This window comes from Streptomyces sp. NPDC003032 (genome assembly GCF_053591415.1).
The window spans coordinates 103,135-116,371 of the sequence record NZ_JBSFTT010000027.1; the positions used below are offsets into that span (position 1 = coordinate 103,135).

A 13,237-nucleotide genomic window follows, 5' to 3' on the forward strand; every position below is an offset into this window, starting at 1 on the left:
CGACACCGTCTAGGGTGTTGGCGTGGGCCACCGCCGTCTGAAGCTGTGCGTTGACGTACTGACCGTCTTGGTGGGTGTCCTGCTGGGCCTGACCGCCAACTACGTGACCAGCCGCACGGACGGCGTACCGTGGCCGCTCCGCGTACTCCAGGACTGGTCGCTGCCCCTGCTCGGCGGGGCGGCGCTGCTGCTCGTCGCGGGGCAGTTGGCGCTGTACCGCCTGGACCGACCGATGCCCTCGCGGCCCGTTTGGGACGCGTCGCAGCCCCCGTATCCGGGCCTGGAGGCGTTCACCGAGGCGGACGCGGGTGTCTTCTTCGGCCGGGACCGCGAGGTGCGGGAGCTGGTGGCGCGACTGCACCCCCTCGGCGCGGCCGCGCACCGCTTCGTGACCGTGATCGGTCCCTCCGGCAGCGGCAAATCGTCCCTGGTACGGGCCGGGCTTGTGCCCGCGCTCGGCGCGCGCCGGCAGAGGTGGTGCGTCGCGGCCTGCTTCACACCGGGGACGGACCCGCTGGGCGCGCTGACTACAGCTCTCGAGGACGTGTCCCGGAATTCCTCGGGCGGCCGGTTGTTGCTGGTCATCGATCAGTTGGAGGAACTACTGCTCCAGACGGACGAGGGGGAGGCGTTCCTCACGCGGGTGGCAGAGGCCCTGGCGGTGAACACCCGCCTGTGGGTGGTGGCCACCCTGCGCTCGGACTTCCTGACGGACCTCCTGGAAGCCGGTCATACGGAACTGGTGCGCGAGCCGCTGCTCATCGGCGTACTCGGTCGCGCCGATCTCGTCGACGTGATCGAGAAGCCCGGCGAGAAGGCGAACCTGATCTTCCCGCCCGCCCTGGTCGCTCGCATGGTCGACGACACGGGTGGCGGCGACGCGCTGCCGCTGCTGGCGTACCTGCTCCAGGCCCTCTACCTGAGGGCCCGCTCGCGAGGTCATGTGACGGAAGGCGACTATCTTCGACTGGGCGGCGTGGAGGGCGCGTTGTCCGAACAGGCGGACCGGATCAGCGCGGAGCTGCGGGCGGCCGACCCCGGTGTCCCGGTGATGGACGTCCTCTTGAAGTTCGTGAGCCTGGACCACGGAGAGCCGACGCGACGACGGGTCCGCCGGGACGACCTGACGGACCGCGAGTGTGCCGTCGCGGACGCCTTCGTCGCCGGGCGGCTGCTGACCGGGGACGACGGCGTCCTCGACGTGGCGCACGAGGCGCTGTTCCGCCGGTGGCGACCTCTGTGCGAGGCGCTGGAGGCGAGCGCGGAGGCGCTGCGACGCCGCACGGAGGTGGAGCGGGCGGCGCGGGACTGGGTGCACGCGGGGCGGGCGGAAGCGTATCTCCTCGAGGGGCAGCGGCTTGCGTCGGCACGCGTGTGGGTGGGCCAGGCGCCCGGGGTGTTCGAGGGAGTGCCGCTGGTCGTGGAGTTCCTCGACGCTTCGGTACGACGCGACCGCGCCGCCCTGGTGCGCGTGGCTGACGCCGTGGCGCGGCGGGCCCTCCAGGACGTCGGGCACGACCCGGAGCTGGCGCTCCTCGCGGCGCTGGCGGCGGTGGCGGAATGCGCGCCGACGTCCCTGGTCCAGCAAGCACTTCACGCGGGGCTCAACGCGTCCCGGAAGTGCGCGGTCCTGCGCGGGCACGGCCGGGACGTGACCGCGGTAGCGTGGTCCAGGGAGGGCACCCATCTCGCCACGGCGTCGGACGACGGGACGGTGCGGGTCCTGGAAGTGGGCGGCGAGCACCCCGACACCGCCCGCGACCCGGTCGTCCTCACGCGTGATGGCGTACGGATACGGTGCGTCGCCTGGTCGCCGGAGGGCCACAGAGTCGCCGGTGGAGCACATGACGGCCGAGTCACGGTCTGGGATGTGGCGACGCGGGCCGTGCTCGCGGAGCTGGCCGAGCATGACGAGCCGGTCGACGGACTGGAGTGGGAGCCCGAGGACGGTACGCTCCGCGGCACGGATGTGCGGGGCACGACCCACTCCTGGGACGGCGGGACATATACCCGCCTGAACGCCTTCCCGGAGAGCGGACTTCCGCCCCGACAGGTCGTGCCGTCTCCTGACCGGCGCTTCCGTGCACTGCTGACGGACGGCCATGACGTGCAGGTATGGGCCATGGACGTCCGGAACGAGGGGGAGGCACGCCAGAGCTTCTCCTCGCGGGAACAGCCGACGTGTGCGACGTGGTCCCCGGACAGCCGCTGCCTCGCGGTGGGAGCCGACCACATAGTGCGGGTGTGGGAGGTAGCCACTCGACAGGAGACAGTCCTGGGCCGCCACGCGGATACCGTCGACGCCCTCGCCTGGCACGGACACCACGTCGCGTCCGTGTCGCGGGACCGCACCGCGGTGCTGTGGGACGTCGCAGGGGTATGCGGCCGCACCAGTACGTTCCTGGCGCAGTGCGGAAGCGGGGTCACGAGCGTCACGTGGTCCGAGGACGGCTCGCGGTTCGCGGCCGGCACCGAGCAGGGCAGCGCCTGGGTGTGGGGCCTCGGCGAGGGGAGCGCACCGGTGGAGTTCTCCTGGATGGGGCAGTTGGTCACCGTCGCCCTGTCACCCGACGGTACACGCCTGCTCAGCGCGGGGCGGAACCCTCAGGTCGCAGTCTGGAACGCGGCCACACCCGGCACCGCACCCCTCATCGCTGTCGGCCATGGCGAACGTGTCACGGGCATTTCGTGGGCCCCGGACGGTACGCGTGTCGCCGTGACCGTCCGCGACGGCACCACGTGTGTTCGGGACGCCGGGACGGGTGACGAGTTGGCGGTGCTCAGTGCCGAAGAGTCGTACTGGATCGGCGGTGGCGCGTGGTCCCGCGACGGCCGGTTCCTCGCGGCCTCGTCGACCGATAACCGTTTCTGTGTGTGGGACGTGGAGAGGCAGGTGGTCGTGACGACGTTTCGGGGGCATAGCGACCGTGTGCAGTGCGTCGCCTGGTCACTGGACGGCCGCCGGGTCGCCTCCGGCTCGCGCGACGGCACGGCCCGCGTCTGGGACACCGAAACCGGCGCGGAACTGTGCGCATTGCGCGGCCACCTGGACCGTGTGCAAGACGTCGACTGGTCCCCGGACGGCCACCAGGTCGCCACCGCGTCCTGGGACGGCACCGTGCGCCTCTGGGACCCGGACGAGGGCCGTGAACGGGTGGTTCTGGGAGTCCACGACGATCAGGTCAACGCTCTGGCCTGGCATCCGAGCGGTACCTGGGTCGCCACCGGGTCCCGGGACGGGACGGTCCGCACCTGGGAGACAACGACGGACGTCGACGCCCTGGTGGAACTGGCTCGTTCCCGCGTGTTCCGGGACCTGACCGCGGAGGAACGCCGTGGTCTGCTGCTGCCCGCGGGGCCAACACCCTAGTCGGCGTCGTCAAATGATGCTGAGTTACGCATTATGGGTGGACGGTGTCCATGAACTGCCCGATGCTGAGTGGAAGTTCAACCGTCCGTTACTGCCCCGGCCGAGTCGGGGACGTAGTTGGTCGGATGACCGCAGCATCTTGAACGGGATCGTGTGGCAGTTCCGGGCCGGGGTGCCCTGGCGGGACGTGCCGGAACGGTACGGCTCGTGGGCCACCCTGCATACCCGCTTCCGCCGGTGGGCCAAGGACGGCACGCTTCCAGGTCAGCCATACCACCGCCGCCCGCTGGGCAGACCGCTACCGGCACTCGGGAGCCGCCGGGAACCGGTGCGGCTGGCCGCCCGATGCGGCATCGCCGCCTCCACCGCTCACCGCATCCTGCGCCGTCACGGCCTGCCCGCCTTGGCAGCCTGTGACCGGGCTACCGGCGAACCCGTGCGCCGCTACGAACGCTCCCGGCCCGACCAACTGCTCCACATCGACGTCAAGAAGCTCGGCCGCATCCCGGACGGCGGTGGACACAGGTTCCTCGGCCGGGCAGCCGGCAGCCCCAACAAGGACCGCCGCAACGGAGCCGGATACGCCTACCTCCACACCACCCTGGACGACCACACCCGTCTCGCCTATACCGAGGACCTGCCCGACGAGACCGCCGCCACCTGCGCCGGCTTTCTCACCCGGGCTGCCGCCTGGTTCGCGCGACAAGGCGTCACCATCGAGCGCTTCCTGACCGGCAACGCCTGGGCCTACACCAAGAACACCTGGCGCGACACCTCCCGCGACCTGGGCATCAGTCCGCGCTGGACTCGGCCCTGGCGGCCGCAGGAACGGCGAGGCCGAACGTTTCCACCGCCCCCTGCTCGACGAATGGGCCTACCAGCGCGGCCCTACGCCTCAGATGCCGAACGCCAGGCCGCGTTTTCCCGACTGGCTGGCCTGGTACGACTACCACCGACCCCACACCGGCATCATCGGCCACACCCCAGCCAGCCGTGTCACCAACCTGTCCAAACAGCACACCTAGGCGGGTGTCTGGCCAGAACGGAGGTCGGTCATACGCTCCACGGACTTGTTCATGCTGTAGACGATGTTCGAGATCCGGAGGCTGCCACCGAAGCGGACCGGGACGACGAGTGAGTGACCGTTCTGTTCCGGGCGGGCTTCGACAACGTCGAAGACCCTCTTCCCGTCCAGTGCCACCACAAAGTCCAGGCTCTCCACTGTGATCAGCTCGAATTTTGGAGGGATCTCACCCAGGAGAGGGACCCGGTAGGCGTCCCGCCAAGCGACGACAAGCCTCGCTCGCAGCCGCGCCCGGACGCGCTGCTCGGTCGGCTGGAACTCGCAGCGAAACTCCAGGAGCTGGTTTTCCTTCAGCCAGCTCTCCTCGAATCCCGGCGGACTGTTGAAGTCGAGTTCGTAGTCGGGTAGCGGCACTCTGACGCCGACCAGGGTCTTCCGAAGAACGCGCGCCTTGCCGAGGGTCAGGAAATCACCCCCGAGATCCAGAGGACCCCGGCCAGGACCAGGAGCAGGAGCAGGGCGGCCACCGACGCCTGGGCCATCGGAGTCCGCCACCAGGCTTTTGGGTGGGGTCCCGCAGGGGCAGCAGCAACGAGAGGCCGCGGTGGCCCCAGCGCCGGCAGCTTTTCGAAGGGCATGGCCGGATCGCCGACCTGGCCTCCTTCAACCAGGACCGCGAGTCGTCCCGGGAACAGGTCGACCACGTCCTCCGCCTCGGAGACCAGGTTGAGCAGATGCGCCTGCCCCCGTTCCGTGCCGGAGAGCAGGGCCGACAGCCGGGTGAGGAAGGCCGCCGCGGCCCCGGGGGCCGCCCGTCCGGCGATCCACCGGTCGGCGTTCCCGGTGTGCCCGGCGGGGGCCTCGTACCGTACGGGCTCCAGGGCGGTGGTCGCCGTGAGCAGCCGGTCGGTCAGTGCCGCGCGGTCCGCGGTGTGTTCGGCGGGGGCGGCGAGCAGTGGGTCCACCTTCTCGGCCGGGCACAGCCCGTCGAGGAGGCCGGACAGCTCCCCACGGCCCTGTTCGTCCGCCGCGAGGTCGGCCAGCAGGTGGGAGGCCAGGCTCAGGACGACCGCCTCGTTCTCCTCCGCGGTGTCGTACGCGCCCTCCAGGACGAGGGTGTAGTAGATGAGCCTGCCCCCGGAGTCGTTGCGGGCTGACGGGATGCCGCTGAGCAGCACCCGCCAGTGCTCCTGGCCGTCCTCGGCGACAGCGAGCAGGCAGGGCCGCTCGGTGGCGATCCAGTCGCTGTATGCGTCCCACCACCGGGTGCCGGGTGCGGAATTGATGAATTCGTAGTCGAATCCGCGTGGTGTGCCGCGAGTACGGAGGTGCATTTGCACGAGGAGGGTCCCTTACCTTCAGCGGGCCGGGTCAGCTCAGGTGGTGCAGGCGGGGGCTGTTCTGCCGCTCGGCCAAGGCCGCCAGCACGTCGAAGAGGGACTTGGTGGTCTCCTGCGCTTCCAGGTAGCGCTCTCGGTGGTTGTCGGCGACGCGCTCGCGACGGCTGCGCTCCCCGTTGACCTTGAGCCACAGGTCGCGAAAGAAGCCCTCGCGCAGATCGGCGTGCTCCCTGGAGTGCCGGGCGGTTGCCTGGCGCTGGGCGGTGGCTTGCTCGCTCTGCATGCGCGCGCTGTCGACCAACTGGCGGCAGAGCAGGCTGATCAGGTCGTCCAGGCCCTTCCTGACGATGGTGCCGGGCGGCCGGACCCGGTACTTGGGCACCAGGATGACCCCGCCCGGGGCGTCGGCGTGTGGCGTCCAGCGAGCCGAGACCAGCTCCACGCATCCGTAGGTGTCGATCGGCAGATAGCGGATCGAGGCATGCGGTGCGGCCTCCCGGATCGTCTCGAGCACCTCGCTGAACTGGTCGACGACCTGGTGCCTCAGCTCCGCGGACTGGTCCTGGAGACTGCCACTGTCCGGCAGATACGTCTCGCACTTGACCGGACAAAAGATCACCATCGCGGGCTCGCCGGTCCGCTCTCGGCGGTTCTTGGCCCACCGCAGCACGACCTGTTTGATCTGGAACACCCTGAGCTGGGATGTCAGCAGGGGGGCGTGTTCGGCGCCGGCCTCCATGAGGAGCACCGAGTCGATCGGCACGATGAGCACCGAGCTGTCGGCCAGGAACGCTTCGCACTCGTTCCACTTGTGCTCGTGCTCGGAACTCTCGCCGCCGTTCTCCAGCCAGCCGCCGGGATAGTCGAGGATGTCGAATCTGATGGGCAAGTCCCGGCCCCGCGGTTCCAGCAGCAGCCGGAACCACGACGGGTCGCTCGTGCTCGGCATCAGCTTCGGTTGGAACACCCGGGCTTTGAGCGCCCCGCTGACCAGGTTGTCGGTGGTGGCGATCCGGTTGCGGGTGGGCCGGTCGGCAGCGGTCAGCTGCACCGCGGTCTCCCGGTTCAGCAGCCGCTGCCCCTCCGTCAGCAGGCCGGCGATCAGGGTGCTCTTGCCCGCCTGGCTCGGCGCCAGCAGGCCGATCTTGTACTCGAAAACCGGGCCCTGGGCGTCCATCACAGCGCCTCCCCTTCCCGCTCCGTGAGGACGGCGATCTCGTTGACCACCCTGACCACCCGCGCGAAGCGGCTGTTGGCCTCGTCGATGCCGCGGAACTCCTCCGGCCACAGGTCATTGCGGTAGCTGCGGACGAAGCGGCGGAACTCCTGCGCCGAGGTGCCGGACCGGATCAGGGTGTCCTCGAACTGCTCGAGGAGCGCGTGCACCACGGCCGTCGGGATGGCCGCCTCCCGCAGCAGCGACTTCTGGATGCGGAACGCCGCCTGCTCGGCGAGGCCGTTGAAGATGCCGTACAGCTCCTTGGCGCCCTCCTCCGTCAGCGGCACCGCCACCTGCTGCATCTCCTCGCCGGTGTCGGGGTGAGTGACCTGGATGTTCAGCGGGGCGAGGTCGGGGCGGACCCGGGGGTGGAGGAGGGTGCGGTACTCCAGGCGTACGTCGAGGAGGTTGTGGACCGTTGCGGCCAGGCCGGGGCAGGGTTGCGGGGATTCCTCGAACAGTTCCGCGAGGCGGCTCAGGACGGCGCGGCCGGAGGGAGTCCCGCCGTCGGCGGGTTCGGCGAACAGCGCGCCGCACTCGGCCGCCACGGCCGCCGCCGCCCGGTCCCACGCGTCCGTGAGCCGCTCGGTGAAGAAGTCGTCGAGTGCCGCGAAACGGCGGCTGATTTCGACCCGGATCCGGTTGAACTCGGGTCCGGCGAAGTCCGCCGGATGCCCTTCGGTGATCATCCGGGTGAGCGCCAGTTCCTGCCAGGCCTCGGCGCCGCGCCCGAAACCGTCGTCGATCCAGTCCAGTACGCCCTGGTAGGCGGACTCGACCGCCTGGACGAAGCCCGGGTCGGCGGGATCGTTCGCCTCCGCCGCGAGCTCGGCGACCAGCACCCGCAGCCGTTTGGCGACCCCGCCGCGCAGTTGCTCGGCCTTGGCGTCGTTGACCTCCTCCGGCACTCCCGCGCGCCGCGCCACCTGCTCCAGCACCCGCCGTACGTCGGTGAGGTGCAGCCCGATCCGGTCCCGTACCGCGGCGGCGCGGCCGCGGGTGCCGGAGAGCACCTCGGCGTCCATCACCGGTAGCCCGTCGGCCAGCTTGGCCAGCAGGGGCGTGAGCACCTCACGGCCGACCCGGCCCGGATCGCGTACGTCGGTCTCGAAGACGGTGATGAAGCGGTCGGCCTCCCCGCCGTTGAGGTTGCGCAGCAGATCCCCCCGGAGGTCCTCGGCGAGATGCGGCTTGTCCGGGTCGATGTTGTGCACGACGTAGGTGAACTCCTCGACGCTGCGCACATAGCCACGCACCCGGTCCAGCAGGGACATCCCGGAGGTGTCGGTCTCGTCGAAGAACGCGGAGGTGTCGGAGGAGCGCTTGACCACCAGGACCGCGTCGACCTCGTTGCGCAGCCCGTCCACATGGCGCTGCTCGGCGTCGGCGGTGACCTCGCCCAGGCCCGGCAGGTCCACGATGCCGACGCGGGCCACGTGCTCGTGCGGGAAGGGACACTCGATCCGCGCCTCGCGGACGGCGGCGTAGGCGCGCGGAACTCCGTCCGTACCGGCGGCCTTGATCTCCTCGCTGGTCGGATAGGCGACGTAGGGGCGGATCTCCTTCAGCGGTACGGACTTCACCCCGCCGGTCAGCAGGTGCTCGTACGAGGGCAGTGCGCTCTGAAGGTCCCGCAGCCGGGTGAGCAGCAGGCGCTTGCGGGTCTCCTCGTCCGCCTTCGGGTACTTCCAGGCGGCGAACTCCGTCAGGGAACGCGGCGGCGCGGCGAGCCCGAGGGCGGTGTGCAGCGGGACGATCACCTCGGTGAGGAAGCTCTCCGGGCTGCGCATCTCCAGCTCGGCCCGGCGCACCGTGGGCGAATGGAAGATCCGGCTGCGTACGGCGGTGACCGGGATGCCGTGACCGGTCGGGATCTGCTGGTCGCCCAGGCCGGAGACTGACTGCAGCAGGGTGCTCTTGCCCATTCGGGCCGCCCCGCTCACCCCGAGGTTGACGGTGGGCCGGGTGAAGCGCGCGGCGATCGTTCGGAAGGAGTCGGCGGCCTCGGCCGCACCGGCGCGGATCTCGGGCAGCTGAGGGACGGTCAGGGAGGCGGCGAGGTCCGGATCGGGGGTGGTGTGGACGCGGAGAGCGGCGAGGGCGGTGTCCAGCTCGTCCAGCCGCTCGCCCAGCGTCTTCCAGCGGGCGCTCTCACGCTCCACCGCCGGAAGCTGACGCAGGCGTGCTTCCAACAGGGCATCGATCGCCCTGGATATGTCTGACATGTTCCCCCCAGCGTGCAGTGCCGGTTCCCTACCCCTCAGGACCGGTTCGGGAAACCACTCCCGATATGGCAGGCAACGTAGTGGGTGGGGCTGTACGCCGTCCGGGGTTCGGGGAATCCCGCACAGGCGCGTGGGGCCGTGCCGTCAGGGTCAGTCAGCGTGTGGACGGCTGTCGCCGCGGCAGCGGTTTCTAAGCGGTCAGCAGCGTTGACCACCTCTTCTTCCAGGGCCATCAGCCTTGTCATTGCCTTCGGCCGGGACTTGCGACGCCTTCGGCCGGGACTTGCGACGTCGTTTTACTTGGTGAGCCGGCGGTAGTTGATGAGGGCTGCGGCTATACCGACGAAGGCGAGGAAGTGTTCGGCCTTGCGCTCGTAACGGCGGTGCAGACGGCGGCATCCTGTCAGCCAGGAAAACGTCCGCTCGACGACCCAGCGGTGGCGGCCCAGTCGCGTGGAGGACTCGATGCCCTTACGGGCGACCCGGTGCCGGATGCCGCGCCCGCGCAGCCATCGCCGCAGGTGGGCGTGGTCGTAGCCCTGGTCCGCATGGAGCTTGGCTGGGCGTTGTCGGTGCGGGCCGCGCCGGGAGCGGATCGGCGCCGAGCTCGTCCAGGACGACCCGGTGCAGCCTGGCCCAGACCCGGTCCTGGCTCCACCGGGCAAAACGCCGGTAGACCGTCGGCCAGGCCGGCCCCCACACCGGCGGCAACTGCCGCCACGTACAGCCCGAGGTGGCCACGAAGACGATCGCCGCCAGGCACTCACGGTCACCCGCCCGCCGAAACAACACCCACAACTCGTCCGGAACCAGCCGCTCAACCAGATCCGTCATGCACTACTCAACGAACGATCACGCCATAAGAAACGACATCTGAAGAGGAGCTCGCCACAGATCCCGTGTACGGCGAGGACAGTCGCGAGCGCTACGAGGCCTACGGACGGGTGGCGCTGATCAACGGCAGACCGGCGCGTGACTCACGAGTTCTTTGCGCAGGCGTCGGCTGCTTCGGGCACGACAGCGCGACGCGCTGGCCGGAAACCCGCGCGCGCTTCCGTGCCCAAGGGCCCTGCGTCGACGCACAGTAGCTTCCACTGGTCACTGGCCTATACGGCCCGCCGTCGTTCTCGCTTCTGGGACACTGAAAGCCCCCGGCCGTGGCCGACAGAGCCCCGGGCCTCCTCCGCTTGTCCAACTGCCGCAGTGCGTCCGCTGCTCCGCTGATCGCGTACCCGGGCTCACGCTCCATACCGGGTCTTGTCAGGTGAGTCCGTATCCGCGCACGCGATGGCCGTTACTTGTCCGCCCGGTAGAGCTTGATGTTGTTGTTGACGAAGAGGTGCACGTAGCCGCACTGCCAGCAGATCAGCCCCGTAGCGCTCTCGTCGGCCCAGGCCAGTTTCAAGAACTCCATACCGGTGCTGTTGAGCAAGACACTCCGCTCTCGGAACACGTCTCCCTGACAGACCTGGCAGGTCAGCCAGACATCTCCCAGTGCTGCACGTACCGGCTTCGCCATTGAGCGCCCCCCGTCTTTGACATGTGAACGAAACGAGATTACGGGGCAGCACGAGCCTCACAACCCGCGTGAGCGCGCACCTCGCGGGCGGCCTTGGTCTGCTGACGGGCTCTCCAGCTCGGCGACGAGGGTCCGCAGGCGTAGGGGTGGCCTGGGCGGCGGCCTGCGTGTCGTCCTGCTCCTGGTCCTCGCCGCCGGCCCCGACGATTCGCGAAGGGCGGACGAGAGCGCTACGGCCTCGCGCCCCACACGCACGCACGGTTCGTGCACTGCCTCGCCGAAAGCCCCAGCCCGGACCTGCCCCTCCCTTCACGCGCCGCCCGGGCCTACCTCGATGTCCTCCTCTTCCATCCGTTCGAGGACGGCAACGCCCGCGCAGCCATGCTGGCGCTGGCCTTTGTCTTGGGCCGCGACGGCCTCTCGCTCGACCGGGTGCACCCCCTGCAGGCCATCCGCTGGGCCGACGACGCCGAAGGCGCGGCCGATCTGGCGGTACTGCTCGGAATCCTGATCACCGCGGCGGAGCGCCGCCTGCCCAACAGGAGCAAGTCATGACCGGACGCGACGTCATACTCAACGAACTCGCCCAGGGGCTGCGCCCGATGTCACAGGGCATCGAGTGGTTCGACGGTCTCAGCCCGGAGGAGCAGTCCGAGACGCTGAGGTTCCTACGTCATCACTGCATCCAAGCTCGCGCTGTCATCGAGGACGGTCCGGAAAGCATCCGCCATGCCGGACTGCGCCCGACGCACACGCCGGCGGTGCTGATCACACGCGGCAGCGCCATCACAGCCACACCCAGCGCCCCCGGGTGACAGAACCCTACAAGTGGCTCGATCGACCCGTAGGAAAAACGTAGGGCTCCATCAGCCGGACGGGGTCGGCGCTGTGGCGCGCCTCGTGAAGCACTCGGTCGCTCCACATCTGGCGCGGGGTGATTTCGGTGCGGTCGAACGCGCGGCGCAGTGCGCAGTAGCTGACGGGCGGAAGAGCGGGGTGGTGCGCCGAGTGGGTGGTGACCAGCGGGTGCGGGTTGGGGGAGGCGGGCCATTGCTGATGCCGCGCCTGGAGCCACTCGTCCAGGAGACGGCGGGCCTGGTGTCGAGGTGAACCGTGTGCGGCTGGCCGCGCAGGTGCAGTCGCAGGGTTGCGTGGGCAAGGTCGAGCGCGGTCAGATGCACTTGGGCGACATCCGTGAGTTTGATGGCGTGGACGGCGACCAAGCCGACTTGGCCTATGCGGGCAAGCTCGTGGTCTGGGCGAAGCCGTTTCTCCGCCTGACGATCAAGACCGTGAGCAGGCCCAAGGGAGCTCAGGGCTTCGTGATTTTGCACGAAGGTGGGTGGCAGAACGATCTTGGGCGTGGGTGATGCACCCCGCCGCCTCACCTGCCAGCCCGTCCACCCCACCGCAGCCCGTCCACGGCCGGGCGAAGCCTTGAAAGCGGCCTGAACAGGCAGGTGCTACGCGTCGTCCAAGCTGGCGCGGCCTGTGCGCCGGTTGGGATGTCAGCGTCCAGGCAGGCATTACCGGCTGGGAGTCACGGAATCATTGTCCGTAGCGGGTCCGCAGCGAGATGGACTGGCTCTGCGAGCGCGGCCTCATAGGCAGGGCGGGCGAAGACGTACGGGCCCATGGCGAGCTCCCCCCACTCCTTGCGGAAGGGCTGCCGAAAGGAGGACCACGTGACGGTTTCGGGAGTGGTGGTGATGACGGTTCGCAGGGGCCAGCAGTCCCAGACGCCGCACGAACAGCCCAGAACCGGAGTGGTGCTGGCGGAGGGGTCGGCGAACTCCTGTGCCGGGTGGCCGAGGAAGTGGTGTGCGGGGTCACGGACCTCGGCCAGAGTGAGGCCGTCGTGCTGGCGGAGCAGGAAGCGTTGTTCCTCCTCGTCCGTGCCGTCGTCTTTGCGCTCCCGGCGCCAGAGGCCGCGGGTGGCGTCGGCGGCGTACACGCGCAGATCGGTGCCGTCGATACGGACGCCCCACTGAAGGCCCGGCGCTTGTTCGCCAATGGGGTAGTTCAGGAACTCGATGCACTGCATGGCCGCCATCTTCTCGTACTCGTGGCCTGACCCGAATTGTCGGCCCTCTCGCAACTGTGCCTTCCGTGAAAGTCAGGCCGTTTGAGAACACCGGCACTCGGCATCCTCGCCGGGGTTGCGGGGCAGCCCAGGCAGCTACGGACCGTGGGAGGTGGTGACATCGACCCAGCCCACCCGAACACCGAGCAGCTGTCCCGTCTCAGTCAACCTGGTCCCAGTCTCAAATGATCAGATCAGATCAGATCTGATTCGTTCGTCGTCTCAGACGATCGGGCGGTCAGGGTTACTCGTATATCTGGGCGGCTGCGAGCTGACGGGCGACTGACTGCCGGGTGACCGGTTCGAGTTGGGTGTGGAACGGTGTGTCGGCCAGCCAGGCGGCCCAGGATTCGAGCATCTGGGAGAGGGTGCTGGATGCCCAGCTGCCTCCATCGCCGGTCCACTGGCCGCGGCTGGTCTTCGCCTGGGTTGTCTGTTGGTCGCGTCTGTTGGTCGC

The 13,237-nt window shown here is 69.4% G+C and carries 10 protein-coding genes and 3 pseudogenes; 6 read left to right on the forward strand and 7 right to left on the reverse strand.

The annotated features are described in order from the left end of the window. Positions 1 to 22: 22 nt before the first annotated feature. The 3 genes and pseudogenes from ACWDZ7_RS31290 to ACWDZ7_RS31300 all read left to right on the forward strand — a co-directional run bounded on the left by ACWDZ7_RS31290 (position 23) and on the right by ACWDZ7_RS31300 (position 4,395). The gene (locus ACWDZ7_RS31290) at positions 23 to 3,370 is read left to right on the forward strand and encodes an NACHT and WD repeat domain-containing protein (protein ID WP_451801650.1); all 3,348 of its coding nucleotides are present in this window, start codon (positions 23 to 25) and stop codon (positions 3,368 to 3,370) included. Between the two features lie 16 nt (positions 3,371 to 3,386). Further along, positions 3,387 to 4,133 (forward strand): annotated as a pseudogene (locus tag ACWDZ7_RS31295) (transposase); the annotation flags it as partial. Between the two features lie 94 nt (positions 4,134 to 4,227). After that, positions 4,228 to 4,395 (forward strand): hypothetical protein, encoded by a 168-nt coding sequence (locus ACWDZ7_RS31300; protein WP_451801671.1) that lies wholly within the window; start codon positions 4,228 to 4,230, stop codon positions 4,393 to 4,395. Here ACWDZ7_RS31300 and ACWDZ7_RS31305 read toward each other — a convergent pair. The 5 genes and pseudogenes from ACWDZ7_RS31305 to ACWDZ7_RS31325 form a co-directional block, all read right to left on the reverse strand. Then, the gene (locus ACWDZ7_RS31305) at positions 4,392 to 4,808 is read right to left on the reverse strand and encodes a hypothetical protein (RefSeq protein ID WP_451801672.1); all 417 of its coding nucleotides are present in this window, start codon (positions 4,806 to 4,808) and stop codon (positions 4,392 to 4,394) included. The genes ACWDZ7_RS31300 and ACWDZ7_RS31305 overlap by 4 nt on opposite strands. A gap of 47 nt (positions 4,809 to 4,855) precedes the next feature. Then, positions 4,856 to 5,728 carry a hypothetical protein gene (locus tag ACWDZ7_RS31310; protein WP_451801652.1) on the reverse strand — a complete coding sequence of 291 codons (873 nt, stop codon included), beginning with the start codon at positions 5,726 to 5,728 and terminating at the stop codon, positions 4,856 to 4,858. Positions 5,729 to 5,765: 37 nt separating this feature from the next. Beyond that, a complete protein-coding gene (locus tag ACWDZ7_RS31315) occupies positions 5,766 to 6,911 on the reverse strand; it encodes a hypothetical protein (RefSeq protein WP_451801653.1) in 1,146 nt (381 codons plus the stop codon). After that, entirely contained in the window at positions 6,911 to 9,178 is a 2,268-nt protein-coding gene (locus tag ACWDZ7_RS31320) for a hypothetical protein (RefSeq protein WP_451801654.1), read from the reverse strand. The genes ACWDZ7_RS31315 and ACWDZ7_RS31320 overlap by 1 nt, the downstream gene beginning before the upstream one ends. Positions 9,179 to 9,474: 296 nt before the next feature. After that, positions 9,475 to 10,012: pseudogene (locus ACWDZ7_RS31325) on the reverse strand (transposase). A gap of 949 nt (positions 10,013 to 10,961) precedes the next feature. On the opposite strand from ACWDZ7_RS31325, the gene ACWDZ7_RS31330 reads away from it, so the two are divergent. From ACWDZ7_RS31330 to ACWDZ7_RS31340, 3 genes and pseudogenes are all read left to right on the forward strand, one after another. After that, positions 10,962 to 11,252, forward strand: coding sequence for a Fic family protein (locus ACWDZ7_RS31330; RefSeq protein WP_451801655.1), 291 nt, complete (start codon positions 10,962 to 10,964; stop codon positions 11,250 to 11,252). Next, positions 11,249 to 11,512 carry a DUF5958 family protein gene (locus ACWDZ7_RS31335; RefSeq protein ID WP_451801657.1) on the forward strand — a complete coding sequence of 88 codons (264 nt, stop codon included), beginning with the start codon at positions 11,249 to 11,251 and terminating at the stop codon, positions 11,510 to 11,512. The genes ACWDZ7_RS31330 and ACWDZ7_RS31335 overlap by 4 nt, the downstream gene beginning before the upstream one ends. Positions 11,513 to 11,920: 408 nt before the next feature. Beyond that, positions 11,921 to 12,072, forward strand: a pseudogene (locus ACWDZ7_RS31340) (IS5-like element IS4811 family transposase); the annotation flags it as partial. Between the two features lie 165 nt (positions 12,073 to 12,237). Here ACWDZ7_RS31340 and ACWDZ7_RS31345 read toward each other — a convergent pair. Both ACWDZ7_RS31345 and ACWDZ7_RS31350 read right to left on the reverse strand, forming a co-directional pair. Continuing rightward, the gene (locus ACWDZ7_RS31345) at positions 12,238 to 12,741 is read right to left on the reverse strand and encodes a hypothetical protein (protein WP_451801658.1); all 504 of its coding nucleotides are present in this window, start codon (positions 12,739 to 12,741) and stop codon (positions 12,238 to 12,240) included. Between the two features lie 283 nt (positions 12,742 to 13,024). Beyond that, the coding region (locus ACWDZ7_RS31350; protein ID WP_451801659.1) for a hypothetical protein at positions 13,025 to 13,237 on the reverse strand (213 nt) is incomplete at its 5' end.